Annotated in this window: 22 protein-coding genes; 13 read left to right on the forward strand and 9 right to left on the reverse strand. The window is 45.1% G+C overall.

Annotation, left to right across the window (positions count from 1 at the left end; all coding sequences use genetic code 11):
* Positions 1–123: 123 nt before the first annotated feature.
* Both PN836_RS14730 and PN836_RS14735 read left to right on the forward strand, forming a co-directional pair.
* Complete coding sequence (locus PN836_RS14730) at positions 124–1,833, forward strand: hypothetical protein (RefSeq protein ID WP_395339576.1); 1,710 nt, start codon at positions 124–126, stop codon at positions 1,831–1,833.
* Positions 1,834–1,900: 67 nt separating this feature from the next.
* Positions 1,901–4,759, forward strand: a complete 2,859-nt coding sequence (locus tag PN836_RS14735; protein ID WP_395339579.1) for a DUF2339 domain-containing protein — start codon at positions 1,901–1,903, stop codon at positions 4,757–4,759.
* A gap of 60 nt (positions 4,760–4,819) precedes the next feature.
* Here PN836_RS14735 and PN836_RS14740 read toward each other — a convergent pair whose 3' ends face one another.
* Complete coding sequence (locus tag PN836_RS14740) at positions 4,820–4,945, reverse strand: hypothetical protein (protein ID WP_395339581.1); 126 nt, start codon at positions 4,943–4,945, stop codon at positions 4,820–4,822.
* A 182-nt stretch (positions 4,946–5,127) separates the two neighbouring features.
* Here PN836_RS14740 and PN836_RS14745 point away from each other — a divergent pair, with 182 nt between their 5' ends.
* Positions 5,128–6,252: an NAD(P)/FAD-dependent oxidoreductase gene (locus tag PN836_RS14745; RefSeq protein ID WP_395345677.1), complete on the forward strand. Its 1,125-nt coding sequence runs from the start codon at positions 5,128–5,130 to the stop codon at positions 6,250–6,252.
* A 147-nt stretch (positions 6,253–6,399) separates the two neighbouring features.
* Here the strand turns inward: PN836_RS14745 and PN836_RS14750 are convergent, their stop codons facing one another.
* A complete protein-coding gene (locus tag PN836_RS14750; protein ID WP_395339583.1) occupies positions 6,400–7,287 on the reverse strand; it encodes a LysR substrate-binding domain-containing protein in 888 nt (295 codons plus the stop codon).
* A gap of 227 nt (positions 7,288–7,514) precedes the next feature.
* Between PN836_RS14750 and PN836_RS14755 the strand changes: the two genes are divergently transcribed.
* Both PN836_RS14755 and PN836_RS14760 read left to right on the forward strand, forming a co-directional pair.
* Complete coding sequence (locus PN836_RS14755; protein WP_395339585.1) at positions 7,515–8,483, forward strand: putative oxygenase MesX; 969 nt, start codon at positions 7,515–7,517, stop codon at positions 8,481–8,483.
* Positions 8,484–8,516: 33 nt separating this feature from the next.
* Entirely contained in the window at positions 8,517–9,539 is a 1,023-nt protein-coding gene (locus tag PN836_RS14760; RefSeq protein WP_395339587.1) for a methionine synthase, read from the forward strand.
* Positions 9,540–9,572: 33 nt separating this feature from the next.
* Here PN836_RS14760 and PN836_RS14765 read toward each other — a convergent pair whose 3' ends face one another.
* Positions 9,573–10,331 carry a methyltransferase domain-containing protein gene (locus PN836_RS14765; protein ID WP_395339590.1) on the reverse strand — a complete coding sequence of 253 codons (759 nt, stop codon included), beginning with the start codon at positions 10,329–10,331 and terminating at the stop codon, positions 9,573–9,575.
* A gap of 168 nt (positions 10,332–10,499) precedes the next feature.
* Positions 10,500–11,486 (reverse strand): GlxA family transcriptional regulator, encoded by a 987-nt coding sequence (locus PN836_RS14770; protein ID WP_395339592.1) that lies wholly within the window; start codon positions 11,484–11,486, stop codon positions 10,500–10,502.
* A 154-nt stretch (positions 11,487–11,640) separates the two neighbouring features.
* On the opposite strand from PN836_RS14770, the gene PN836_RS14775 reads away from it, so the two are divergent.
* Genes PN836_RS14775 through PN836_RS14785 form a run of 3 tightly spaced genes read left to right on the forward strand, consistent with a single transcriptional unit; the run spans position 11,641 to position 13,107 of the window.
* Positions 11,641–12,336, forward strand: coding sequence for a DJ-1/PfpI family protein (locus PN836_RS14775; RefSeq protein ID WP_395339595.1), 696 nt, complete (start codon positions 11,641–11,643; stop codon positions 12,334–12,336).
* Positions 12,337–12,346: 10 nt separating this feature from the next.
* Positions 12,347–12,691, forward strand: coding sequence for a DUF3817 domain-containing protein (locus PN836_RS14780; RefSeq protein WP_395339597.1), 345 nt, complete (start codon positions 12,347–12,349; stop codon positions 12,689–12,691).
* 59 nt (positions 12,692–12,750) lie between these two features.
* A complete protein-coding gene (locus PN836_RS14785; RefSeq protein WP_395339600.1) occupies positions 12,751–13,107 on the forward strand; it encodes a CopD family protein in 357 nt (118 codons plus the stop codon).
* Positions 13,108–13,245: 138 nt separating this feature from the next.
* On the opposite strand, the gene PN836_RS14790 is transcribed toward PN836_RS14785, so the two are convergent.
* The 5 genes from PN836_RS14790 to PN836_RS14810 all read right to left on the reverse strand — a co-directional run bounded on the left by PN836_RS14790 (position 13,246) and on the right by PN836_RS14810 (position 18,121).
* Positions 13,246–13,896, reverse strand: a complete 651-nt coding sequence (locus tag PN836_RS14790; protein WP_395339602.1) for a hypothetical protein — start codon at positions 13,894–13,896, stop codon at positions 13,246–13,248.
* 260 nt (positions 13,897–14,156) lie between these two features.
* Entirely contained in the window at positions 14,157–14,549 is a 393-nt protein-coding gene (locus PN836_RS14795) for a PIN domain nuclease (RefSeq protein ID WP_395339605.1), read from the reverse strand.
* Positions 14,546–14,740, reverse strand: coding sequence for a type II toxin-antitoxin system VapB family antitoxin (locus tag PN836_RS14800; RefSeq protein ID WP_395339607.1), 195 nt, complete (start codon positions 14,738–14,740; stop codon positions 14,546–14,548). The genes PN836_RS14795 and PN836_RS14800 overlap by 4 nt, the downstream gene beginning before the upstream one ends.
* Before the next feature lie 91 nt (positions 14,741–14,831).
* Entirely contained in the window at positions 14,832–16,235 is a 1,404-nt protein-coding gene (locus PN836_RS14805; protein ID WP_395339609.1) for a DUF1501 domain-containing protein, read from the reverse strand.
* Between the two features lie 11 nt (positions 16,236–16,246).
* Positions 16,247–18,121, reverse strand: coding sequence for a DUF1800 domain-containing protein (locus PN836_RS14810; RefSeq protein ID WP_395339611.1), 1,875 nt, complete (start codon positions 18,119–18,121; stop codon positions 16,247–16,249).
* A 217-nt stretch (positions 18,122–18,338) separates the two neighbouring features.
* Between PN836_RS14810 and PN836_RS14815 the strand changes: the two genes are divergently transcribed.
* From PN836_RS14815 to PN836_RS14835, 5 genes are all read left to right on the forward strand, one after another.
* On the forward strand, positions 18,339–20,471 hold the full coding sequence (locus PN836_RS14815; RefSeq protein WP_395339614.1) for an amidohydrolase family protein: 2,133 nt from the start codon (positions 18,339–18,341) through the stop codon (positions 20,469–20,471).
* Positions 20,472–20,641: 170 nt separating this feature from the next.
* Positions 20,642–21,010 carry a hypothetical protein gene (locus PN836_RS14820; protein WP_395339617.1) on the forward strand — a complete coding sequence of 123 codons (369 nt, stop codon included), beginning with the start codon at positions 20,642–20,644 and terminating at the stop codon, positions 21,008–21,010.
* 9 nt (positions 21,011–21,019) lie between these two features.
* Positions 21,020–22,405, forward strand: a complete 1,386-nt coding sequence (locus PN836_RS14825; RefSeq protein ID WP_395339620.1) for a hypothetical protein — start codon at positions 21,020–21,022, stop codon at positions 22,403–22,405.
* A complete protein-coding gene (locus tag PN836_RS14830; RefSeq protein ID WP_395339622.1) occupies positions 22,402–23,121 on the forward strand; it encodes a hypothetical protein in 720 nt (239 codons plus the stop codon). Before PN836_RS14825 ends, PN836_RS14830 begins: the two co-directional genes overlap by 4 nt.
* Positions 23,122–23,213: 92 nt before the next feature.
* Positions 23,214–24,755, forward strand: coding sequence for a BNR-4 repeat-containing protein (locus tag PN836_RS14835; RefSeq protein ID WP_395339624.1), 1,542 nt, complete (start codon positions 23,214–23,216; stop codon positions 24,753–24,755).
* Positions 24,756–24,872 lie beyond the last annotated feature (117 nt).

The following is a 24,872-nucleotide window of genomic DNA, read 5'->3' on the forward strand; positions in this document are numbered from 1 at the left end:
TCGCTATTTATTCAAAGCTTGTTGTTGTGCTAAATAGCTGACTCTGTTTAAGTTTGTGTTGGTATCGTGCATACTTTGAGCATTGTATTAAATCCGCTATTAAGCATAAGGGTAGCAAGCTACATGACATCTGCATTGCCATTAAATGTTGGCATTACCGGACATCGCGATATTCCCGTGGATGATAAGGCCAAGTTGGAAGCTGCCATTATCAACGAGCTTAAGTCAATGCGGGCGCGCTATCCAAATACCACCATCAACATATTATGCGGCCTGGCAGAGGGTGCAGATCAAATGGTAGCGAGCATTGCGCTCGTCAATAACTTTAGCGTGATTGCGGTATTACCCTTTGAGCAAAGCGAGTATGAAAAAGACTTTGAGACGCCGCAAGCGATTAGGGAGTTTCGTGGCTTATTGAGCCAATGCAGTGATGTAAAGATATGCCAAACCGAAGAAGGTGCACACAGAAACGAAGGTTACATTGAACTTGGCCGAACGCTTGTGCGATGCTGCGATATCGTGTTCGCACTGTGGGACGGAGAAACCGAAACCTGCTCAGAAACTGGCGAAAATTCACCCTTACCCGGCGGCACTGCTGATGTGGTATACATGTGCGTAGACGGCATTATGGACGATAATAGTCTGCTGTTTTCCAAACCTAATCAAACTCATTGCAAATGGTTGGTAGCAAGCCAAAGCAAACATGATTCATTGCCAAGCAACATTTGCTCGCCTGATGAAATTGGCACTTGGAAACCTTTGCCCATTGAAGGCAATCAAGATGAGCGCATTTTAAAAGACATTTTGTGTAAAATTGAGCGCTTTAATCTCGATGCCAACAGTATCTCTCAAGACGATAAAGATAGCAGCGTGGCCTATTTGCTTGGCTCTACTGAGGCCAAAGCGCAATACGCGCCCATAAGCAAACTCATCGACGTATATAGCTTGGCCGATTGTTTAGCCCAAGCCCGACAAAAGCAGCGCATGCTGTCTTTAAAATTTATCACTCTGCTTTCGTTTTTCGCCATTGCTGCTCAGCAAGTGTACGCAGGGCTTTCAGCTACCTTTGGTTGGTTTGTGGCGCATATGGCTTTGGTGCTTGTGGTGGTGTGCATTTATCGCATATTTTTTGCGGGCACAGACTCAAAAGAAGTGCAGTTTGTGGAGTGGCGAGTGTTTGCTGAAAACCTGCGAGTACAAATATTTTGGTATATTGCGGGTTTGCCGGATCACTGCGCAAACAATTTTCGCACCACTAAGCTCAACGAAATGGACTGGATAGTCGACAATTTGAATAAGCTGACCTTCACTATTCCCCCTCCGCCAAAAGCTGATATTGCATTCGTTAAACATCATTGGGTCGCCGATCAGCGTGATTACTTCAACGGACAAGAAGGCAAAATAGGTCGGGCTGCTGACCTGATGACCAAATCGAAAAAATATAAAATTTGCTCATGGCTGTTTTTCATTCTCGGACTGGTGGCCATGGTGGTCAGCGCCATTAAGCTCGAAACGCAAATTTTGCCAATGCTGTCAGACGACGCTGGCTTTTTTATTATTGCGCTGCTGTTTATCAGCTCTGCCTTACTGAAAACCTATTCTGAGCAAATGGGCTTTGAGGAGCTGAGCCATCGCTACACGCGAACAGGATACTTTTTTCAGCAAGCGCTTAAACGTATGGAGTCTTTAGACAAGCATATGGAATTTGGAGAGTTTGAACATACCAAGCGTTGTCAAAGCGTGATCAAAACCATTGGCGTGGAAGCACTGAGTGAAAATGCCGCATGGCTACAGCTTTATAAAATGAACGCCTATCAAGTACAAATTAACTAGCGGAATATCACCCACATAGTAGATACTATGAAGCAGAGGGACAACATGCGCATAAAGGACAATTAGCATGGAAGGACTATTTTTTCTTGGCATAATCGTGGTGCTTGTGATTCTTGTAGGCGCGATTTGGAGTTTTGTAAACGCCGGTCAAATCAGCACGCTCAAGCAGCAGGTAACGCAGCTAAAGGCGCATATTGCACATCAAGCCAAGCAACTCGAAAGCTTACGAGATGAGCTAACGCGCAGCGTTGCGAATACTCTAGAGCAGTCAAGCAACAGTTCGCAAGAAAAGGCACAAGCACCATCACCGTCAACGCAAGACCCGCAGTCAAGTGCTCTAGGAAGCGAGGTTGAGCCAGCACCGCCTGTGTCTAAATCTGTTCCAAGTGCCTCAGCTTCTAAGCCAGTTGCAACACAAGCGATGCAGGCTAACTCAAGACCTGTTCATGCAGCAAAACCCCCAGCGCACGCTAAAGCCAAACCCAATAAGGCCAGCAGTCCTTCATTTTCGCTTGAGCAGTTTTTAGCAGGTAATGGGTTATTGTGGATAGGTGCAGCGGTACTTGCTCTTGGCGGCGTATTTTTAGCGAAATACAGCATTGAAGCAGGCCTGTTTCCGCCGCAGCTGCGCATTATTCTAGGCGCAGCGTTTGGCATTGCCTTGGTCGCGGCGGCAGAATATTTAATGCGCTACCCCAAACGCTTCCAAATCAATTCACCCGTAGTCAGCGCAGCGCTTGCCAGCGGTGGGGTAATCACCTTATTTGCCATGACGCTGGTGGCCTTTGAGTTTTACGAGTATTTGTCGCCCACTTTTGCCTTTGTATTGCTTGCCATAATTAGCGTGGGAGCGTCTTGGCTATCGCTTCGCATGGGCCCTATTTTGGCGGCTATTGGAATGATTGGTGCGTATGCCGTGCCAGCGCTTGTTTCAACAGGCTCAAACAATGTTTTGATGCTTATGCTGTATGTGGTTGCGGTATCGTTCTCGTCGGTTTGGGTATACCAAGTGGTTAAGCGTGAGTGGTTATGGTGGCTCAGCGCCCTTGGGCATTTTTTATGGTTTGCTGCGGTAATACTATTGTCGATTGACGCCAGCTATGATTCAAGCGCCGTGGTGCAAGACTTAGCCCTCGAAAACCACATCGATTACGCAGAAGCTGCTGCGTTTAATTATACCTACGCCAATGCAGGCGTTATCACCGCTTTCGGCTTATTATCATTGTATTTGTTTACCTTATTCCCCGTGCTGTCTTGGAAGCTAAGCAATACCCGATACGATGCACTCTCTACCAAAGAGATGCTGCTCCCGCGCAAAGAAAACTTAGGCCTGCTGCTGACGCTTGCGGGCGTATTTTTCTACAGCCTCCAATTAGGCTTTCAGCCAGAGTTGATTTACATGCTAATTGCCTTTTCCATACCCATGCTGATAGTGCCCTTGCGTCATAGCGCATTTGACTCATGGCCATTTATCGCGCTAATAGCTGCCCTGTATGTGTATTTAAGAATGCCGGTGGACTACGACTATAGCGACAATATGTTTGTATTCACGGGCGGTTTTTTGTTTATCCAAACGGCAGTGCTGATAGCCCTAGTGTACGCCATGTTTGTGCAGTCGGTGTTTAAACAGCGCCCGGCTTATTTGCTGTTGCTAGTGCTTGCGCCCTTGAGCTTGTATTCAGTGGCTTATGCGCTGTCAGAAAGTGAAGCCGAGCAGTTTTTATACCCCATTTTTGCCATACAACTTGGCTTAATTGCATTGATTTTTGCGGCACTGAGCGTAAAAAGCCGCGTGAATATCCAAAAAGTTGCCTTTTTACTCTTAGCCAACGGTGCATTAACACTCATCTTCACCATGCTGCTCAGCGCCAGCACGCTCACACTTGCTTTAGCGGTGCAGCTTGCGTTGATGGCATCGTTAAGCAAAAAGTACACGCTCGCGCTTCCAAACTGGCTATACAAACTAGCCGTTATTGCCATCATGGCGCGCTTAACTTTCGCCCCATGGCTGCCCGATTATGCGGGTGAATTTATTCTTGGGCTGCATTGGTCCATTGTGATCTATCCAGCGTCCTTCGCCTTGCTCTTTTTTGCGCGCAAGCACCTACACGCACCAGACCTACGCCTATGGTTTGACGGCGCACTTTTGCACCTTATCGCACTATTTGTGACGACTGAAACCAGCTACTTCTTAATTGGTGAGTATCCAAATTTAAACAACTTAAGCTTTAAGCAAACTGCGCTGCTGGGCATGAACTACATCATTTTAAGCGGTATGTATTTGTGGCGCGCTACTTTAACTGACCCATCAAGCAAACATCGCAGGCTTTACTACGTATTTGCGACACTGCTGATAGTAGGTGCTGGTGCCATGCATGTGCAGGCGAGTTTGATAGATAACCCCTTTATTAGCACACAAAGCCTTGGTAGCAACCCACTCATTAATTGGCTGGTGCCGCTTTGGTTAGTGCCTGCTATTTCGCTCGCCATAATTGCAAAGCTTAAATTGGTAAAAATGGAGCTTAGCAAAGCCTTATACATTGCCTCAGCAGTTTTTGCTGTGCTGTATATTAATAGCGTAATACGCCTGGTGTTTAACGACAATATGTCGTTGTTTGTATCAGACATAGGACAAGCCGAGCGGTACACCTACTCCATTGTGTACCTGCTAATTTCAGTAGGACTAATTGTGCTCGCGCAAAAGCTCAGCTCCCAGCGTGTTAACCGAATAGGCTTTGTGGTCTTAGCTTTGGTTGTACTGAAAGCCTTTGTGGTGGATATGGCGAATTTAGAAGGACTTTATCGCGCCTTATCTTTCATAGGATTAGGCTTGTCGCTAGTGGGCATTGGGTGGTTGTTCCAGCGCTTTAAGCATACATCTAACGAAGCTGACAGTTCCGCTGAATCAGAGCAAAGTCCAACATAGCGCAGGCGTGAAACAAAGCGAACTTAAGCACTACTAAAAGCAATAAAAAGGTAACGTAGCCTATTTGCTGATGTTGTCACAAACCGCTTGTAGCTGCTGCGTAAAAGCAGCGTCTTCACCCAGTATATTGTTAAGGATCACCATACCGTCGCGACAGTCTTGTATGGCACGCTCGGTTTCGCCCATCGGGGCAAGCACCGTAGCCTGATTGATTGGCAGGTCATTACGAAAAAGATTGCTATAAGATAGACTTTTGCTGTGTATTAATCGTTTAATGCTGTGTTTGAAAAAATGAAGATAAGTTCGTGAGTGAAATAAAACGAGATGTAGTGGTGATTGGCGCGGGCGCCGCAGGGCTCTTTTGCGCAATGGAGGCGGGCAAGCGCGGCCGCAGCGTTGAAGTGCTCGACCATGCAAAACGTTTGGGTGGCAAAATTCTTATGTCGGGCGGTGGGCGTTGTAACTTCACTAATATGTATGCCTCACCTGAGAACTTCCTCTCTCAAAATCCGCATTTTTGTAAGTCGGCCTTAAGCCGCTACACGCAGTGGGATTTTATTGCTCTGGTTGAGCAATACAACATTGCCTACCATGAAAAAACCCTCGGCCAGTTATTTTGCGATAATACAGCAAAAGACATTGTGACCATGCTCATGCAAGAGTGCACAGAGGCTAAGGTGATAGTGAGCAATCGCTGCGAAGTGGGTGAGGTAAGCTACAAAGACGGTTTGTATTACGTGCAAAGTGCAAAAGGAACCTATGTGTGCCCATCGCTGGTGGTAGCAACTGGTGGTTTGAGCATGCCAAAACTTGGCGCAACGCCGTTTGGTTATAGGCTTGCTGAGCAATTTAATATCCCCATAGTGCCAACCAAGGCTGCGCTTGTACCCTTTACCCTGCATGATCACGATAAAGAGGTTCTTTCAGAATTAAGCGGGATATCTATTGATGCTAGCGCCGCCTGCAATAACACTGAGTTTAATGAAAGTATGCTATTTACCCATCGCGGATTAAGCGGGCCAGCGGTATTGCAAATATCCTCATACTGGGACGCGGGGCAGGCGGTCGATTTTAATCTTTTCCCGCAGGGCGATTTGTTTGAAGCGCTTAGCCGAGCGGCCGCCACATCGCCCGATGCTCAGCTTTCAACCGCACTGAGTAATACTTACCCTAAACGCTTTGTGCAAAGCGCAATGCCTTACTTGGGATTAGAAAACAAAGCTCTTAAACAATATCAAGGCAAACAGCTTGAGCAGGCCGCGTACAAAATGCAGCACTGGCAAATTAAACCCAACGGCACCGAAGGTTATCGCACGGCCGAAGTCACTTTAGGCGGTGTGGATACAGATTATATTTCATCAAAAACCATGGAAGTGAAGGCGCAAAAAGGTTTGTATTTTATTGGTGAGGTGTTGGATGTTACCGGGTGGCTCGGGGGCTATAATTTTCAGTGGGCTTGGTCAAGTGGGTGGGTTGCTGGGCAGGTGGTTTAGTGTATCCGCGAAATTATTTTGAAGACAGTTTTGATCAACCTACGAGTCTAAATCTAAGACATATTCGCTTTTGCATGCTAAGTTCAAGAAAAACCAAAACCTAAGCTTTTCTTTTCTTTCATAAAAACGCTCTTGCCTATTTCGCTATTATTGATTTAAATCTTTAGCTAACTGAATAAAGTCACGCAGATAGCCCATGTGTTCATCTTCTTTCCGTATTCCCAAATGAATCTGCTTAAAAATACCACTTTGGCCAAATCGAACGCTTTTAACATCTAATGACTTGCTATATTCATCGACTAACCATCCCGGCAATGCACAAATACCTCTTCCCGCAGCTACTAATTGCATCATAATCTCTGTTGTTTCTATGGTCTTATGTTTTTTTACACTGCAGCGTGAGGGGTTTAAAAACTGACTGAATATATCTAGTCTTTCAGGATCTACGGGGTATGTGAATAGGGTTTCCTGCAACAATTGCTCTGGCTCAATGCATGTATATGACGCCAAACGATGAGAAGAAGCAATCACTAGCCTATGCTCGTAATCAAAAACAGGAATAAAATGTATTCTTGGTTTAAATAAAGGATCAGGCGTAACGAGTACATCAATTTCATAGTTGTGCAATGCCGCCAACCCGCCGAACTTGAATTCCTGTTTTACATCAATATCAACATGTTCCCATTTAGATAAGAAAGACTCAATGACAGCTAGTAACCACTGATAGCAAGGATGGCATTCCATGCCAATACGCAAATGTCCCATTTGACCATTCGCTATTTGGCCTAACAGGCTCTCAGTGTGGGCAAACTGGGGTAATACCCTATTTGCAAAGTGCAAAATATGTTCTCCAGCCGATGTAAGCCTCAAGTTTCTTCCTTCTTTACGCCAAATGGGCGTGCCAATTTGGCCCTCTAATTTCTTGATGCTGTGGCTTAAAGCTGATTGTGACAGACTTAGTGATGCTGCTGCGCGAGTAAGCGTGCCATGTTTGCTAATGGCGGATAGAACTTCGAGATGAAATCGCTCTAGCATTTGCTATTTGCTCTCTTTTAGGTCATCTAAGTTATGAATAATACTCATAAATACTTGAGAAAGTATCACTATTCTAATTTGTTTCTTTCGAATAGTATCAATTTTAGACGTCTAGATATCAATTTTTACGGTGAGGCATAAATTGCGTTTCACCTTACGTGAGTTAAAACAACGCTAAACGACCGGAAGAGAGACAACTTTGGTCTGATCGACAGGATGCTATCAACATGAGCATGAATATTGATTTTGCAATTAGGAAGGTTAGTTTGGATGAAAACTATCGGCCTGCGACTAACACGAGAACAACAACCAATTTTGCCAATCTCGCCAGAGGTAAAATGCGACGACGCAATTTGCGCAATGCCCTTAAGATGATCGACGAGCGCTTCAATGAACTCGCGTTTTGGGACAATGCAACGGGCAAGCGTTACGGTGTGCAACTGGAAATCATTTCAGTAGATATAGACATTGAAAGTAACGGTAGCACATTTCCCAGCATTGAAGTTCTTAAGACCAATATTTTAGATCGCAAAACAAATAAGATAATAGAGGGCATTGTCGGTAATAATTTCTCCTCGTATGTCCGAGATTATGATTTCAGCATATTGCTGTCACAACACAATCAAAACAAAACACAGTTTAGCGTGCCTAAAACTTTCGGCGAATTGCATGGGAAGCTATTTAAGTCCTTCTTGAATGCAAAGGTATACAAAAATTGCTCAAGTAAACCACCGGTAATTTGTCTTAGTGTGTCGGATAAAAAAGTTTATAACCAACGCGACAATCAGCATCCTGCGCTTGGCATTGAATATCAAGCCAACGAGCCTTCTTTGACCGAGCAATACTTCAAAAAAATGGGGATGCAGGTTCGTTACTTTATGCCAAAAGGCTCTGTCGCCCCTTTGGCTTTTTATTTTATTGGCGATCTTCTCAATGATTACACCCATTTGGAGCTGCTTAGCACCATTAGCACTATGGAGACTTTCCAGAAGATCTATCGTCCAGAAATTTACAATGCTCATGCTGTTGCAGGAAAGCGCTATCAGCCTAATTTGATACAAGAAAATCATTCATTAACTAACATTGAGTATGACCGAAAGGAACGAAGCTTACTTGCAATTAAACAGGGCAAATTTGCTGAGAAATATTTTATCAAACGCCATAAACACTTCCTAGAACACTGGTCAGCTAGTTAATCCATTTAATTCAACTTATCGCGAAGTATCCCTATGAAAAAGCTATTACCTACTTCTACTGCTGGGAGCCTACCCAAACCATCTTGGTTGGCTGAGCCTGAGCTACTGTGGTCACCATGGAAGTTGCAGGGCGAGGAATTGGTTAAAGGAAAAAAGGAGGCATTGCGTTTATCCTTGCTTGATCAGCAAAGTGCCGGCATTGACGTTGTCAGTGATGGAGAACAAACACGGCAGCATTTCGTGACAACATTTATCGAGAACCTTAATGGCGTAGATTTTAATAACCGAAAAACCATTCAGATCCGTAAGCGCTATGACGCAAGCGTACCAGTCGTTGTTGATGAAATTACGCGTCCAAACTCGGTGTTTGTTGACGACGCCAAATATCTTCGTGGGTTAACAAAACAGACAATTAAGTGGGCTTTGCCTGGACCGATGACGATGGTTGATACGCTATATGATAACTATTACAAAAACCCTGAAACGTTAGCATGGGAATTTGCCAAAGTCCTTAATCAAGAGGCTAAAGCACTAGAGGCTGCTGGTGTGGACATAATTCAATTTGACGAGCCAGCGTTCAACGTTTTTTTTGATGAGGTCAATGAATGGGGAATAGCGGCTCTAGAACGCGCAACCGAAGGACTCTCGTGCCAAACAGCGGTTCATATCTGCTATGGGTATGGAATTAAGGCGAATACAGATTGGAAAAAGACCCTAGGAAGCGAGTGGCGGCATTATGAAAAAACGTTCCCACTGTTGCAGAAGTCAAGTATTGATCTTATTTCTCTTGAATGTCACAACTCTCGTGTACCGATAGATCTACTTGAGCTGATCCGCGGCAAAAAGGTCATGGTTGGAGCAATAGATGTGGCATCTAAACAAGTAGAAACACCTAAAGAGGTCGCCGATACGCTGAGAAGCGCCCTTCAATTCGTTGATGCTGAAAACCTATATCCTTGCACAAATTGTGGAATGGCACCATTGCCAAAACACATTGCAAGCGCAAAACTCAAAGCGCTAAGCGACGGCGCTGAAATTGCTCGAAGTGAGCTCTAGTGTTTTCGAGAATAATTTACGCGGGTCTCGCGATTATTTCCGACGACCCCAAGCGCAGAACGACATTCCACTAATGTATACTGCATCTGTCCGTTTTTTCTCCACGGTCAATTCGTTCACAAGGTTTTCTATTTCTTGATTATTTGCGATAGATAAGTTTTGTAGCCGAGTTGAGAGGAGTGGCAGCATCTGTTCAAGATCAAATTGTAATCCCTGTCCTTCGATCACTGCATGAGCACGAATCCCCTCAACTGAGTAACCCGCTACGTCAAATACATTTGGCAAATCAAAACCCATGGTAATACTGGCTTTTTCTGCAAGCAGCATACTTTTGATGTATTCATTGGCTTTATTGCGTGCGGGAAATGGTACTACGCTAGCCGGCACCATATTTAGATCTGCCTCTTCAGCTATGAAAACTCCTCTGTCGGTCAATAATGCTGACAGTTTGCGCATACTTTGAGACGGAGACGTCAAATACATTAATACGCGGCGGCATACGATTGCATCGAACAAACCTAACTTACGCTCATAAAGTGTTTCTATGTCACCGTTTAAGTTAATGCAAGCTACGCTAAGACCGTTAAAACCTTTACTCGTCATAGCTTGCTTAGTTTCGGTTAACATATTTTTATTGTAATCGGTGGCACATATACAACCTGTCGGGCCAACTAATTCAGCAATAATCTGTGTCACATCGCCTTTTCCGCATCCTAGTTCCATTACGCGCATACCCTCAGTGATACCAGCATCACTTAGATATTGCTTTGTCATTTCGTTACTTCTGTTCACCGGCACTCTCCTAACCTACTCGGTCACTTTGTTTCAAAGAAACCGACATTTAAATGAAATCGTTGAAGAGACAAGCTTCGTGCGATCCATCTCGGAAGCGTTTCAAAATAGTTCTTTTGGCTCTAAAAAGCATTATCAACTAGAACGTCGATTCGTTATCGCTTCTTTCTACTTGATATTAAAGTGATGACGATAGTCGCTAGGTGATACTTTAACGACTTTTTTGAAGGCTCGTCGCATAGCGTCAGCGCTCTTGTACCCTGTTATCATCGCTATATGCTCCAAAGACTTAGTCGTGCATTCAAGGTGGCGACGCACGGTATCAATGCGGGTTTGCTCAACAAACATTGCCGGTGTGATGCCAGTTTCTTCACTAAACACGCGGGAAAAGTTACGAACACTCATGTTGACTCTATCCGCCAATGCTTCCACCGAAAGATCTACTGCGGGATTGTCAGTTATCCACGCCATTAGCTCATTGATGCTATCTCTTTCAGCGTGTTGTGCTGCTAAGGTCTGACTATATTGCGACTGTCCACCTGAGCGGCGCATGAAAACAACAAGATCTCTGGCACATTCTAGGGCGATTTCTTTACCAAGGTCTTCTTCAACCAATGCAAGTGCTAGGTCAATGCCAGCGGTAACGCCTGCGGAGGTATAAACATTGCCATCTTTCACAAAAATTGCATCTGGCTGCACCTTAATACTTGGATAGCGCTTTGATAGTTCTCCGACGCCTCGCCAGTGCGTTGTCGCGCGTTTTTCGTCTAGCACTCCCGCTTCGGCCAATAAAAATGCGCCACCACAAATAGACGCAATACGCTTAGCCCGCTCGGCTAAGCGCTGAATAATCGGCGTCGAATAAGACATACATGACATATCTGCTGCCGGCACGACCAGTGTATGTATAGCGCCAAGTTCTTGTTCAGCGCCAAGGTGACTGGCTAGTGCAATACCGCCTTGAGAATCAATCAAACGGTCACTATTCCCACTTACTAGTTCCAATACGTAGGGTGATGCCCCTTTTGTTTGTTTATTAACGTGAGAAAAAACTTCCCAAGGACCTGTCAAGTCCAACAGTGCAACATTAGGAAAAGTAAGAAAAACGATGCGCTTTTTGGGCTCAGCAATCATAGCGGGGGTCTCAATCTTCATAATGTTGTTTTTAGTACAACCGAAAATGGCTTAAATTGTCTGGTTATTGTCATTTCAGCCATTCAATTTGTCAATATACTAGTATTTGAAAACGTTTATGAGATAAAAAATGAGCAATAACCGCGTTCAAAGGTCACCTTTTAAAGTTCCGACAATGCATGAACAACGCAAACCTGAAGTTGCAATGCTGTTGTACCCTGGTATCACATTTTTAGATTTGGTAGGACCTCAAGCGGTCTTGGCTCCATCGTGCAATGTCCATGTGGTTTGGAAAAATACCGATCCTCTTGAAACCGATAGCGGAATGGTGACGCAAGCTACCTCGACCCTAAATGACTGCCCCAAAGACTTGGATGTTCTCTTTGTCCCCGGTGGAGAATTTAGCATTATGGAGGATGCAGAGGTGCTTACCTTTTTGGCCGACAGGGGTAGTCGCGCAAAATACATTACAAGTGTCTGTGGTGGCTCAGTGGTACTTGCAGCTGCAGGGCTATTAGAAGGGTACAAAGCCACATCGCACTGGTCAGCTAGAGACGCACTCGCACTTTTTGGTGCTGAGCCTGTAGACGCAAGGGTAGTCACCGATCGTAATCGAATTTCAGGTGGTGGTGTCACGGCAGGTATCGATTTTGGTCTAGTTCTATTGGCTGAGCTTCTACACGCAGATATCGCAAAAATGTCTCAGTTAGCATTAGAATACGACCCTAAACCCCCATTTGATGCAGGCACTCCAGCAAAGGCTGGGCCTGAGATCATGAATAAAATGGAAAATTGGCTGGGTCCAATGAGCAACATCCTATTACCGATGATGAAAAGAGCAGCAAATAATATGCATAATTTTAAGTCGTGATGGTTGTCTTATGAGTCATACGCCTAAGCCTTTTCAATTTGAGCAACTCTTGCACAGTCCAATAGCTCGATTGCGATTAATAGGTAAAATTGAAGGTGCAACTTTGATTTTGTTACTTTTTATTGCTGTTCCATTGAAACATATATTTGAGCTACCCATAGGCGTACAATTTATGGGGCCTCTCCATGGAATTGCATTTCTAAGTTATTTAATTGTATTGATCGAATGTATATCAGGCGGCGGTTTTTCAAAGCGCGAAATATGCAGACTATCCATTGTTGTGATAATTCCTTTTGGTCCATTTTTCAACGAGCAGTTTCTAAAGAACCATCAGTCAAATAGACAAATAAGTTAATGCTCTATTTAGCAATCAAGACATTCCACATAGTTGCAGTTATTTGCTGGTTAGGGGCAATGCTCATTTTACCATGGCTTGTTAATTGGGCTGATCACGTGCCGCCTGCCCTGAGGCCTATGCTAATTAAACGATTGCGTAAGTGGTACATCTTATATTCGAGCATTGGAATGTTTGTCACTTTCATTCTCGGCTTCGCGCTGGCCTCGCTCGGAAATTGGTATGCGAGCTCATGGCTGAGTTATAAATTAATTGTAGTGATCGTCTTTGCGGCGCTACATGGCTTACTTTCTGGTCAACTAGGGAGGCTGGCCATCGAACCAAGTTATCGATGTCCGAGATGGATAACAAAGCTAACTTGGGTCAATGTACCCATTATTCTTAGCGTTGTGTATTTAGTTGTGTTTAAACCTTGATGGCTGTTTACCCATTGACTATAGTCTCCTTTAAACATTCGAAAGCTCATTCTCTTTGTTCAACTGCGGCTGTCTTTTAGTTTTTGGGCACAGTATGAAGATAGGTTGCTTGTGCAAGCACTAACGAAACAACGACATTCAAGATGGGTCGGTCAAAATCGCACATGCTAATAAGACCGCTAAAACAATCAAGCACAACACAATCTTGAGAGGCTTTTGTTCAGCAACATACAAAAAATATGTGGGTTTTTCAGCATTCTCTAGGCAATACGAGACCCACCACGTCGCAAGTAATATGAACAAAACGGATGCAAGTAAAAATAAACCTAATCCACCTATTACGTAGGTCTTAGCTGCGTAATAATTGGGCTCTGGCAAAGCGAAAATCACCATGGCTACTATAATTCCATAGCTGAACGCCGCTACCTCTAGTGAGAATTTTATCAGGGTATTGCCTCGCTCGAGCAGATATTTTCCCATTCTCTCAAGTATTTGAAAACTACAAAACAGAAAACCAAGAAGTATAAAAACCAATCCTAGAGTGGCAACTGAGTTCCAAAACGCAGGAGATACAGCTTGCTTTATTCCATCAACAAAATAATGATTGTCAGTAACGATAAAAAAAGTGTGGGCGACAACCATGCTAAGAAAGCCCCATAACATCCACGTTATGACAAACTTTGAAACAAAGGCAGAAAAGAGGTTGACAGGTTTTCCTTCTGGAAACAATGCGTGCCCACCCTCTGAAATAAGTGGGCCTCCAATATAGTTTTTAAGCTTTTCGAGCATAATGTTTTCTTAAAGTATTAAAATGAAGACTGGAATCGTCAATATGTCGGATTTTGCATAAAAAGTATATTGGAGTGTTTTGTGGGACTTAAAGCCGCATACTCCTATTTCCAGACTGGGACTATCACCCAATCGATTTTGGTTGAATCAGTTGTTCTATTGGACAGCTACGTTGATAACCGTTGTTTATTCTGCCATGGAATTTTTTAAACTTTTCAAGTATGCCCTTAAAACTGAAAAACAAAGACGATAGCTTCGACTTAAGCTATTGTTATTAAACCCAAGTGAACGGCAAAGGGCAAAAAACCTCTGTCAGCATGCAAGAGCGGTATTTCGTGTTCAATGCAAAACGAAGCAATAATGACGTCATTTGTTTTGCGAATAGTGACACCTTTTTTACGCAGGGTTCGGTAGTTATCTGCGCATTTGACAACCTGCTCTGGTCCGAATAACGAATATTGCTCTAATAGAGCAAGTTGGCTTTGTACTTGAATGAACTGTTTATCACTTTTAATACCTTGCAGAATTTCCAACAATATGAGGTCACCAATTATCACTTTTCCGTCTATCAGCAAATCATCCAGCAAGTTTGATTGCTGATTGACCGTTCCGTTTAAATAGTCAATCCAAACACTTGTATCAACTAAGATCATTCGGAACTTCTCATTTCATCGAGATTACCGTCCCATTTAATCTTGCCTCTGAGTTTGCGGATAGATTGCTGTTTTTTGCGTTGAACCAACAGTTTCAGCCCTAACTCTACCGCTTCTTTTTTTGTGCTGAGTCCACTTGCTTCAAGCGCTTGTTTCATCAAAGTATCATCAATTACAATATTAGTGCGCATAATTCACCGTGTGTATAGAATGTAGTCGTATACACATCATAAAGTCTTGATGATTTCTATGCAACGCCTTTGCGTATGTTCAGTAGCGTCTTCAATTAAACAACGACAAATTCACCGCATCAAAATTACCAAGCGTCGGCAAGGCGTGCCTAATTTCTATATCTGACAAGCCCCACCATTTCCCAAGCGGCGCGGCAAATTGCTCCACTGCCAGTGTCGGAATTAGTCTGCCGTTTCCTGCATCTAAGTCATGTCCAAGTAGGGCCGGTGGCACCTCTCCTAAAATGGTTTTACCTCGCACGGCGCCACCCATAACAATTTGGTTTCCTCCCCATCCATGGTCGGTGCCATCACCGTTAACGGTAAGTGTTCTTCCAAAATCTGAGGCAGTGAAGGTCGTGACATTTTGCGACAAACCAAGTTCTATCATGGCAGAATCGAACGCTGCGAGCGCACTGTCTAGTTGCGATAGTAGTGCGGGTAGGTCGGCGGCCTGATTGGAATGGGTATCAAACCCTCCGGTGCCAACAAAGAATATTTGTCTATTGGCCGAGAGGCTATCGCGAATGGACATGGTTTGTGCCACTGCGCGAAGTTGACTGCCAAGTGAGCTCTCAGGGAACGCCGTTGTCAGCGTCGGTGCCGTTGCTCTGGCGGCATCGAAAACTGAATTGGCATCAATGCCTTTTTGAAATTTGTTAGCAATATCTTGAGCCAGTATATTGGAGTGCTGAGAGCCTTGAGCACGGAATATTTCTCGCGCCGATGCAATAAATCCAGAGAGTTCACCGCCGATACCGCCGCCGTTTGGACCTTCAAGTGCAGTGATGCCAGCCGATCCATTTAAAGAAACTTGATACGGTGACACCGTGTTTCCTGTAAGAAAGGGACCAACACCTGCCGTTGCAAGGGTGGTAAATTCACCTATACCATTGTTTGCGCCTGCAGCGAGCATAGCGTCGGCGAATAAACCTCCCCATCCAAACTGTGCACCTTCTGGCGCGCTCGCTTGCCAAATAGACTGTTGGTCGTTATGCGAAAACAGTCGCGGTGGCAGCTTGGCTGAGCCGGATGCAAAACCTTGGGCGTTAAGGGGTTCGACAAGAGGCCCAACATTGCTAACGATAGCAACTCGCCCTTGGTCAAACACTGACTTGAGCAAGGGCATCTCCGGTGGTAGTGCAAATTCTCTGCTTCCAAAATGCGCACTGTTGTCTGGCGAGAGTGGTAATAGACTCTCTCGTGAGCGCGTGCCTCCATAAGTATTGAGCAGAGATTGGCGAATATTTGCAAAGCCGTTGTACGAGGACACGTCATAAGGAATCAGCAGGTCGTGACCATCTACGCCACCGAATAAAAACACGCAAACCAGTGCCTTATAGTCGTTAGTTTGAGCCGCATGAGCGGTAAGCGAACTGGGTAAGCCAATGAGTGAGGCGCCAGCAATGGAAGAAGAAATTGAATAGCGCAGAAAATCGCGTCGCGTTAATTTCATGAGAGGGCTCCTTAACGTTGAATCAGGTAATCGGGCATAGACATAAGCATGAGCACGGCATAACCCACCAGCGCTGATCTACCGGCGTCATCTTGCAAGGCGCTGCGAGGATATTCATCTAGAGTGGCAATCAATTGTTCTCGCGTGCTTTGACTCAGCGTGCCATATACCAACAGTTCGTTGAGATAATCGATCAATGATTCAGAATTATCTGTCAATGGAAGTGCTTTGTCATAGTTTGCAATAAAAGTTTGCTGCGCACGCGAAGCATCAAAACTCGCGCCAAACAACGTAAATACGGGCTGCATCACTTCAAAGTTATTGCGTTGTGATTGAAAAGTGCCAAACGACAGCAAATTGATATAACCCGGAATACTAGACGCGTTCACAATTTGTAACTCGGGTGCAACAAGGCCTTCTTGCGCCGAAAGTGTGCCAGGCGCGGTATAGCCGGGCCGATAGAAGTTAAATACAGAAGGTGAGCGATAAGGATGTTGACCTAATGAACTTAAAGACGAGGTGTCATAAAGAAGCCCTACGTATTCTGGATGAGTCATGTCTGTTTGAAAAGCGCGCATGAAATGAGTTAGACGCAACACAGGCTCGCGCACCTTTCCGAAGGAGTCATTTGCCAGCGCAAGCTCCAAATCATTTTCAGAGTCGAATAATATTGCGGCAACAGTCGCTTTAAGATCGCCCTTACGATTTTCTCCCACAAGGGTACCGTTCGGTAGGGTAAATGAACCTTCATCGAAAGCAGTTGCTACTCGTGCAACGTAAGCTGGACTTGGATTGCTGGTGACAAATCGCTGAATTAGCTGTTTTGAGACAAATGGCCCAACATTCGGATGTTCCATTATGTGATCAAGCGCCATATCAATTGAGGCTTCAGCAGAGGTGTTTGCGGGAATCGTATAGCCTAAAAAGGTTTTTTCACCGCTTTCGTGAGCACCATTGTTGATTTGCAAAGGCTCAACAACAGCTTGCCTTATTTGCGCTAGTCTGCCAATTAAACTTGATTCTAAATCGAGTCGAGGATTGTTTAGCCCAGTAAAAACTTTAGCAAGGCCTGTAATATCGTCGTTGTCATAGGTCTCAACTGGTGTCCCATTGGCATCTAGCACAACGGTGCCGTCTGGGTTTAGTTCAACTAATCCGATGGTAAAGAGTTGCAGTATTTCTCGAGCATAGTTCTCGTCTGGGACACGGCCGGTTGTCTCGTCGCCTTTTTCATTGCCCAAATACGTCAAATATTCAGCCATAGCGGGAGAGTAGGTGACCGCTTCAAGTAAATCGCGATAGTTACCTAGCGCGTGTTCGGCCAAGATATCTTGGAAGTATCCGACGGTTTGCGGGAAGATACCGAGTAATCCTCCACTGCCATTGGACACAACAGTAATTTGTGAAAGTGCGAATGCCATCCGTTGCCGAAGTTGATCTTCGCCATGCACTGCATTTTTCCAGAAAACCCAAGTTGTCGCGCCTTGATCAAATGCATCAGCAAGCATCCCGCGTTGCGGTGAGCCTAACTCGTAGTATTGTTGAACGTCTGGTAAAAACGGCGTAACGGGCGTTTCGAATTGTTCAAGTATCCAGTCTGACGCGCTAGTTCCTGTATATTTTTCAACGTCGTCTGGGGTGGGGCCAAAGGTTGCTATGGTCAAAAAGCGAGACGTTGTTTGCGGGGTATCGAATACACCCGAGGTATCTTCCACAGGCGGAGGTGCCGGCGGCGGCGCGGGCTCGATTGGGCTGGCCACCTCGTCACTGCCTCCTCCGCATGCTGACAACAACAGCAAAACAAGGGATACCATTATTAGACGCGTTTTAGCGCCGTTCGCTGATGCGAATTCATTTACGCATCTAGTCTTCTTTGCCTTATGCATTTCACTCATTCCTCTTTAAGATGGCAGGCTTTATCGGCGTCTGTAAACCGCATTGAGGTCGCAATCCTTCGGTAGGTGTCGACGAGTCGCCTAATGCATCACACGGGCAATGTAAGAAATTTCGCGGGTGCGCTTCAACAATCTTGTGGTGTATTTACTCAACCTTTACACAACATTGACTCAAAATTACATATAGAGAATTATTCTGCTGTTTTGAGTGACTGCAACGACATCCTCGCGAAGCTATGCGATACTGCTACAAAACACTGAAGTTATTTACACCATGACACGTCTTCGTTTTGCTCTAGCCTTATTCACACTTGCATTATCAATTTCAGCTTGCTCTCCCTCTCGGGACATCACTATAGAACCAAGCAAGCAATCACCTGCGGTTTTAACGAATGAACGCTACGACGTGCTGCTTGGCGGTATTGACGTGGGTGATTTAACGCTTGAGCGAAACGGGAACCAACTGAATATCGACTATGGCTTTAGCAATAACGGGCGTGGCGCGAGCACGGTTGAAACGCTTACTTTGTCTGATACGGGTTTGCCAATTAAGTGGCAAATCAATGGCAACACCGTGTTTGGTAATGAAGTTGATGAATACTTTAGCGTTACCGGCGAGCAAGCAAATTGGCGAGCAAGTGCCGGTGAGGGTAACAGCAGTTTTGACGGACAATCGATGTACATTGCGCAAGGTGCTAGCCCTTATTCGCTGTATATTTACGCGACCGCGCTCTTGGCCGACAGCGATAATGCCGTGAATGCATTGCCAGGGGGGCAACTTACGCTTAGCGAGATACAGGCCATAAATTTGAGTAATGAACAAGGGCCAATCAGCGCTAATGTGTATGCAATTAACGGTATTGAGCTAGATCCCAGCTATATTGCGCTGGATGAACATCAAAACATGCTCGCGTTTTTATCGCCGCGTTTTACCATGATGCGCCAAGACTTACTGCACAATGGCCTGGCTCAAGATACGCAGTTAAGAGAGTTGGCTGCCAAGCTTAATGCACAACGATTTGAGCGCATTGCGCAAAAGGTTACGCATAGCTTTGAGGGCAGAGTGAGAATTAACAATGTGCGTATTTTTGACCCACAAGCACTTGCACTGACTGAGCCTAAATCTGTCGTAATACAAGACAATAAAATTGTATCGGTTGATGAGCGACTGCAAAGCGCAAAAGCGGATGAAACCCTAATTGACGGTAAAGGTGGCTCACTCATTCCCGGGCTCTACGAAATGCATGCTCATATGAGCGACAACCGCGCGCTTCTAAATGTATTGGCGGGGGTCACATCAGTGCGTGATATGGGTAACGATATGGACGTGCTAGATGCGCTGATTGAGAAAATTGAAGGCGGTACTCTAATTGGCCCGCGCATCACAAAAAGTGGTTTTATTGAAGGTAAAAGCCCATTTTCCTCTGCCACTGGCGAGATGGCCGCCACCAAGCAAGAAGCCGTTGATTTGGTCAAAATGTATGGTGAGCGAGGTGACTATTTTCAAATAAAGATTTACAGCTCCATAAAAGGTGAATGGGTGCCAGCGATGGCAAGAGAAGCTGAAAAATACGGCATGCGTGTGGCCGGACATATTCCTGCGTTTTCGAATGTTGATGAAATGCTCGTTGCTGGATACGACGAAGTGACTCACATAAACCAAGTGATGTTGAGCTGGGTGCTGGAGCGCGAAGAGGACACTCGCACCTTATTTAGAATTACTGGTATGAAGCGCTTCGTCGACTTAGATTTAAACAGCGAAAAGGTGCAAAACACCATTAACACGATGGTGGAAAATAACATCGCGGTGGACCCAACCGTGGTCATTCACGAATTTGGCCTGACGGCTCGTAATGGTGAAACGCGAATCGGCATGCAAGATTATATTGAAAACATGCCTATTGGCGTGCAGCGCGGCGCAAAGCAGGCTTTACTCAACGTGGCTGATGAGCAAGAAGATGAGCAGTACAGACTGGCCTTTGCCAAAATTATTGAAGCGCTATCTATGATGCACGAACGCGGTATTTTTATTGTGCCTGGCACCGATCTTGGCGGCGCTTTTGAGCTGCATCGAGAGCTTGAGCTGTTCCAGCAACTGGGTATGAGCAATGCTGAAGTACTTAAACGCGCGTCATACGATATGGCGAATTACTTGGGTTACGGTGATAGCCTTGGCAGCATTGAAGAAGGTAAGCTCGCCGACTTCTTTTTAGTACCCGAAAATCCTTTAGAAGACCTAAGAGCGATAAAGCGTGTTGCCATGGTAGTTAAAGATGGCAAGGTGTATTACCCATCTGAAGTGTATCCTGAGTTTGGGATCCGGCCTTTTGTTACGCTTTAAATTGCCAATGTGAAAATATCATTTACATTGATTGGTATTTGTGCAATTTTAACTGTCTTGCCTGATCGTAATATCGACGGTGAATACTTTCGATAGTTAATCGATAGTAAATAACACAGGTTATCATCAACACCCGCTCGCATAGACATGACTATAAAAGGATAGAGTCAATGACTATTCAGCTTACGCAAACGCAAATCGAAGCGTTCGACCAAATTGCACAGCAACGTGTTTTAAATGACATGTGTGCTCACATAAAAACGTTTTTTCCGAGTCATTATGCCGACCTTGCGCCTGACAATCACCTTCGCTTCTGCAAAGACGTTGTTAAAAAAGCCGCCTCTTTTGGCTATGAAACCGAGCGCAATATCTTCATGTTTTTGAACATTATGATTATGTTGGGAGAGGACTTCGACACTAAACCTGAGTTTCAGTGGGCCCGCGACATACTTACGGACCCTATCCCAGAGCCTGAATACAATATTGAGGCCCTTGCTGATGCCGCACTTAAATGGACTCAGCAACGGGCGAAGGGGTAAATATAGTTTATGTGTAAAGCTGAAAAAGCAAGCAAATGCGCTAAAGAAAAGCCTGATGCCAAACCGTCGGCCACTCAAGCTTGCCCTGTTGTCAAAAAGATAAAAGTGTTGAAGGTAGAGGTAGTGGTAGACGCGCCCAGTGACAAACAAGTCATGATGAACAAACTCGACACCAAAGTGCTAGCCACTGCCACTATGACTTATCGAGACGACTCCACTGACACCGAAGACTTAGACAAACTGCCAAAGATTAGATTTACCTACACCGACCCGGGCAATAACAATACAAAACACAACAAATCTTACAAATACGATGGCACCAATAGGCTTGGTAAGCGCGACAATACCGCTGCCGTTTTTTGGGAAGCGCATCCTGAGTCAGCGGCAACCAGCAGTGATAGTTTCAACACCATGGCAAAAGCTGATGCAAAGCCTCAACCCGGTTCGGGCGAGACGAAAACGGCCGTCGCTAAAATTTGGTTTAAACCGTCGGGCGTTGGAGGCGATAATTTCACCATAGATGCGAGCGTATATAAACCTGACGGGACGACGAAAATATGCGACGCCAGCTCATCGGAAATCGAGGTTTGGCGGGAAATTAATTTCAACAACATTTATACGATGGACAGTGAAAGCTATATTGATGCTGCAACCAAAGATGCTGAGATCAATCCTGCCTTTAAGCCTAAAGCATACGTCGAATATACCCAAGGTACGGTGACTAAGCTGGCCAGCTCCTTAGATGTAAAATACATAGGTCTTTACAAAAGCGGCGGCGGCAGCTTGGTATGGCCTACCGACTTTTCTCCCGCAAAATTAGAAAGCACGCCCAATCAACTTGCCCCAACCGCAACGGAGTTGAGTGATTACAAAGGCACGAATAGCGCGAAAAAGGCAGCGGCGAAAACCAAAATTGAGGCAAAAGCCCAATTGTGGTTTAGCGCAATCATTACTGCCTACCGAAAGTCGCTTGATGCATGGTTTACGGATGCAGGCATTAGCACCGCCAGCAATACCTTATTAGCCGTTAAGTACTATCATCCGAAGCTATCAGGGCAGAGCGATGGGGCAACGACCTTTTGGCCTGCTGGCATTCAGATAAATGTTGCCAATCCGGGCTCAGGCTTAACCAACAACAAGCATCCCGATGATACAACTTGGCGAGAAGTGCAGGGCTTTAATCGCGGCAAAATAGTGGTGATTTTTAAAAACTATGGTACCGCAGCCCGGCTCAAAATTATCTGTCGGCATGAAATTGGCCATGCAACAAAAAGCGAATTTGAGCGAGACTTGTTTGGTACGGGCGATCATTCGTCAAGCAAACTTATGACGCCATACGGCAGTGCATCTACCTTTAGCGCAGCCGATATCAAAATACTGCGTGGAATAGCATGACAAGCCTGCAAAGGCATCATCTTCTAGCACTTTGTTTGCTGCATTTCAGCTTACCGGTGTTCGCTAGCAACATGGAAAACAATATGAATATTAGCATTCAAGTAGCAATGAGCAGCGCAGTTGATCCGGTTGACTGCGTTGACGAAATGAACGTTTATCGTTTTGGCACGCAGCTGAGGCTGGCGGCGAGTTTTACCAATGAAGGCAGCGAAGTGATTTCGATAGATAACCCGCAAACGTCACAGCAGTCTCTTTTGCTTTTGAAGCGTCTTGAGGAGCAAGAGGAGGAAACGGTTTTTGAGCTTAACCCTGCCTCAATCGATGTTACAGGTGAAATTACAGCCCCCGAATCCTTCAGCGTTGAAATGCAGACTCAGCAGTCAATAGACTTTGACATCAACATAAGTGAGCGCTTTGAACAGTCGACCTTTTTACCGGGTACATACGAGGTCGCGGTGCAATATCTCGACTATCAATCTAATACGCTTAAATATGTCGTTCGCTATAACGAAACCGCGAAGAAAAAGCTGCTAAACATAGCCATTGACGAGGGAGCGGATATTGAGATCCGCAGTTTAGCCGCTGATTTTTTGATGTCTCAGAGCGATACTAACGAGATTGAAATACTACTGCCCGAAAGAGATGAGTCGGCTGAGCAACGCGACGAGAGAGTAAAAAGAAATGAGCTCGCCGTAAAACAGTTGTTAGAGCCTTAATCGCAGGTCCAAATAAACCATTTAGCCAACATTGCTCTTTAGTAAATCTAGATTAGACTAAAGCTCAGCGAAGTTGTATCGAAAGGTATGAAATGTATATAAAAGTGAAAGCTTCTTCACATCTGATGGCGCTTTTTTTTGTCTTGGTTTCCCTAGCAGCGTTAAGCGCATGTTCGCCAACAAATTATTCCACAAGCTCTGACAATGATGCAGGTTTTGAAGCGCTTAGCGGTGAGCCGCAAGTGGCAAAGATTACCGAAACATCCATTCTCACTCTTCAGTCACATGTATCAGATGGCACGGGTGACATGTTTAATGGAAAAAGACGATTTGCAGGCTCTTTAGGTGCCCATGGGATTACCTACAATGGGTATCAATACATTGTTTACTATGAGGGTAAAAATCGAAATCTGCCAAAAAGTGAGCAATTTGCTGAGGTCGTCATCGCGCGCAGGGCAGTGGGCACACTAAGCTGGGAACGCAGTGTATTACAACATTATAAAATAAGGTCAGAGGATGCTCATAACCGCTCTACTATTGGTATATCGGCCGAAGACGGCACAATACACATCGCCTTTGATCATCACAATCAAGAGCGATTGAATTATGCACGCACATTACCCGGTGTTGCCAATCAACCAGAACAGCAAATATGGGATAACGGCGTTTTTACCTACACGCCTAACCTTGGATTAGACGATGATGTTGGTATTGTCACCTATCCATCACTTAAGTCGGTGCCGGGTGGCACTGTGGTTTTGTATTATCGCGATGGCCTGTCTTATGGCGGCGACAAGCGTCTTGCTTATTACGACAGTAAAAACAGCAAGTGGGATTGGGTAAGGGAGTTATCAACTCGCTATGGGAGTTATTTAGGTGTTGAGGACGAACGAGGTCCTTATCTGGCAGGCGGCATTCAAGTTGCGCAGGATAAAACACTCATGATGTCGTGGCTGTGGCGTGAAACCAGCTTAGGATGTGCACATAGACGCGAACGTGTGGATGAAAAGATGTGCAATCAAGGCGTATATTTTGCAAAGAGTACTGACTTCGGACAAACATGGCAAAGCGCAACAGGAACCAAGATTGCTGATTTAACACGCAACGAGCCCATCTCCATAGACACGATTGGAGGTCCCTTGATTCCAGTGCCGCATCAAGCAAGGCCTTCAAATGTGTTAAATCGCTCGGTTATTGATCCGGTAACAGGGCAGTTTCATCTATTTTTGTCACATCTTGAAAAGCCATATAACGACATCGAAAATCGGAAAGTTTATCACTATCAAATAGAGCCAGATGGCGCTTGGACAGGTAGTGAAACATCCTTCGCTGCACGCAGTGTTGAGCTCGCGCTTTTGGGCAACAATTTGTATGCGTTTTCAGGACGAAATAAAACTGAAATATTTGTTGCGACGCGAGAAGATGGCTTTAGCACTTGGCAACAGATCCCGTTTTCGCTTGATGCTGACGTGACCGACATTTTAGGAATTGAGGACATAGTTGGTGGCTACACTACATGGGATTTATCTCGCCTTGCAGAGGGAAAGGTAAGCGCATTATGGCACCAAGCAAGCCCTGATCTAAAGCTTGGCATAGCAACTCCTCTGACAGTTATTGATTTCACTTTAGAGTAGATGAGCTGTTATATAACGCATCTAATTGGGTGTATTACATGGTTACTTGCATTCGCGCTTTTTTATAAGCGGAAGAGATGATGGGCTTGTGCCTTTGCATAGCGCCAGTGGGTCGGC

The organism is Ningiella algicola, assembly GCF_028401415.2.
Classification (GTDB): domain Bacteria; phylum Pseudomonadota; class Gammaproteobacteria; order Enterobacterales; family Alteromonadaceae; genus Glaciecola.

Excerpts from the sequence above, each read along its gene's own strand:
- PN836_RS14775 (WP_395339595.1), top strand. The coding sequence starts at position 11,641 with ATGCATGAACAACGCAAACCTGAAGTTGCAATGCTGTTGTACCCTGGT.
- PN836_RS14760 (WP_395339587.1), top strand. The coding sequence starts at position 8,517 with ATGAAAAAGCTATTACCTACTTCTACTGCTGGGAGCCTACCCAAACCA.
- PN836_RS14785 (WP_395339600.1), top strand. The coding sequence starts at position 12,751 with ATGCTCATTTTACCATGGCTTGTTAATTGGGCTGATCACGTGCCGCCT.
- PN836_RS14810 (WP_395339611.1), bottom strand. The coding sequence starts at position 18,121 with ATGCATAAGGCAAAGAAGACTAGATGCGTAAATGAATTCGCATCAGCG.
- PN836_RS14730 (WP_395339576.1), top strand. The coding sequence starts at position 124 with ATGACATCTGCATTGCCATTAAATGTTGGCATTACCGGACATCGCGAT.
- PN836_RS14800 (WP_395339607.1), bottom strand. The coding sequence starts at position 14,740 with ATGCGCACTAATATTGTAATTGATGATACTTTGATGAAACAAGCGCTT.
- PN836_RS14780 (WP_395339597.1), top strand. The coding sequence starts at position 12,347 with ATGAGTCATACGCCTAAGCCTTTTCAATTTGAGCAACTCTTGCACAGT.
- PN836_RS14835 (WP_395339624.1), top strand. The coding sequence starts at position 23,214 with ATGTATATAAAAGTGAAAGCTTCTTCACATCTGATGGCGCTTTTTTTT.
- PN836_RS14795 (WP_395339605.1), bottom strand. The coding sequence starts at position 14,549 with ATGATCTTAGTTGATACAAGTGTTTGGATTGACTATTTAAACGGAACG.
- PN836_RS14825 (WP_395339620.1), top strand. The coding sequence starts at position 21,020 with ATGTGTAAAGCTGAAAAAGCAAGCAAATGCGCTAAAGAAAAGCCTGAT.
- PN836_RS14740 (WP_395339581.1), bottom strand. The coding sequence starts at position 4,945 with ATGGGCGAAACCGAGCGTGCCATACAAGACTGTCGCGACGGTATGGTG.
- PN836_RS14755 (WP_395339585.1), top strand. The coding sequence starts at position 7,515 with ATGAGCATGAATATTGATTTTGCAATTAGGAAGGTTAGTTTGGATGAA.
- PN836_RS14820 (WP_395339617.1), top strand. The coding sequence starts at position 20,642 with ATGACTATTCAGCTTACGCAAACGCAAATCGAAGCGTTCGACCAAATT.
- PN836_RS14805 (WP_395339609.1), bottom strand. The coding sequence starts at position 16,235 with ATGAAATTAACGCGACGCGATTTTCTGCGCTATTCAATTTCTTCTTCC.
- PN836_RS14830 (WP_395339622.1), top strand. The coding sequence starts at position 22,402 with ATGACAAGCCTGCAAAGGCATCATCTTCTAGCACTTTGTTTGCTGCAT.
- PN836_RS14770 (WP_395339592.1), bottom strand. The coding sequence starts at position 11,486 with ATGAAGATTGAGACCCCCGCTATGATTGCTGAGCCCAAAAAGCGCATC.
- PN836_RS14790 (WP_395339602.1), bottom strand. The coding sequence starts at position 13,896 with ATGCTCGAAAAGCTTAAAAACTATATTGGAGGCCCACTTATTTCAGAG.
- PN836_RS14745 (WP_395345677.1), top strand. The coding sequence starts at position 5,128 with ATGGAGGCGGGCAAGCGCGGCCGCAGCGTTGAAGTGCTCGACCATGCA.
- PN836_RS14735 (WP_395339579.1), top strand. The coding sequence starts at position 1,901 with ATGGAAGGACTATTTTTTCTTGGCATAATCGTGGTGCTTGTGATTCTT.
- PN836_RS14750 (WP_395339583.1), bottom strand. The coding sequence starts at position 7,287 with ATGCTAGAGCGATTTCATCTCGAAGTTCTATCCGCCATTAGCAAACAT.